The sequence below is a fragment of the Ruegeria sp. YKSF131 genome (assembly GCF_059612645.1).
In genome coordinates, this window is the sequence record NZ_JBXWQZ010000140.1 from 1 (window position 1) to 1204 (window position 1204).

The following is a 1204-nucleotide window of genomic DNA, read 5'->3' on the forward strand; positions in this document are numbered from 1 at the left end:
ACCCTGCGCAACTTGCCTCGGTCCCATCATCAGCAACTCTCCTGCAACTCAAGAGAATTGAATCAGCAGCCAAAGCATCGCTCAAGCAGAGTTTTTCAACAGTATCTCCGCTCAGCGGACCCCCATGAGATTAACAGAGAATGCCCGGTTCGAACCCATTCGGACTTTACTATGTTTCTGTGCTAGTTTGGAAATGTTGTGCGCGCCGTCGTATTGGAGGTTATCCACATGGCACACATTGCGCTGTTGCGGTCCATGTATTCGATGAAGGGTCGCCCAGTTGTTGATATCGGAGCGGGGGATGGCGTGTACTCAAAGCAACTTCATGCGGAGGGTGCACATGTAACCGCCATCGAAGTTGACCCCGCCAAAGTATCGAATGCGAAATCAAACTTGCCACCCGACGTTGATGTTCGACTAGGAACGGCAGAAAACTTGCCTTTGGAAACAAACTCACAGCAGTTGGCCTGTTTCTTCTTTTCTCTACATCACGTGCCAGCCAATCTGCACGAAGCCGCCTTCGATGAAGTTCGCCGGGTTTTGAGGCAAAACGGTCGATTGCATGTGGTCGAACCTTATCCGTATGGAACAATGTTTGACGTAGTTCGGATGGTCGAAGACGAGACGTCTGTGCGTACAAACTCCCACAACGTTTTGAATCGACTCGATAAAGACCAAAGCTACAGCTTGTTGGCCAAAAATGAGTATGTTTTGACCCGGGAGTACCCAACTTTTGAGTACTTTTTGGATAAGATCGTGCGACCTGATCCTGACAGGTATTCACAGTACGAAGCAGTGGCTTCCGATATGCGGCAAACTTTTGAAAGCGTCATCGAAAGCGTCGATGGCAAGCGCGTCCTACATCAACCGTGCGCATCATATCACTACCAAGTTTTCACCTAGAGTTTTGACGGCCCAGTGTCCTAATTGTCTGCAAAGTTGACGCTCCGAACTAAAACACCCTCGCAGCATTCAGCGAGGGTGTTTTCTTTGTAAGAGCTCGTTACGTCTTGCGTCGTTCTTGACTATGCAACGCCTCCGGTAAGAGGCGTGGCGAAACGCCTGCGCCCTTTTCACGTTCCATAGACAAGATTTAAAGCGTCCCGCCTTTAACCTGAGACATATCCAGCAGCCTTGAAGTAGTTCCGACATTCTTGCGCCGAGTAGAGGTCGCATACATGGCCGATGGCATTGAACATATCGG

Annotated in this window: 1 protein-coding gene; it reads left to right on the forward strand. The window is 49.8% G+C overall.

Going from position 1 to position 1204, the window contains the following annotated elements; translation table 11 throughout:
• Positions 1-228 precede the first annotated feature (228 nt).
• Positions 229-903 (forward strand): class I SAM-dependent methyltransferase, encoded by a 675-nt coding sequence (locus AC2FLZ_RS21995; RefSeq protein ID WP_480518914.1) that lies wholly within the window; start codon positions 229-231, stop codon positions 901-903.
• Positions 904-1204: the final 301 nt, after the last annotated feature.

Coding starts and splice junctions, on each gene's coding strand:
- AC2FLZ_RS21995 (WP_480518914.1), top strand. CDS start 229: ATGGCACACATTGCGCTGTTGCGGTCCATGTATTCGATGAAGGGTCGC.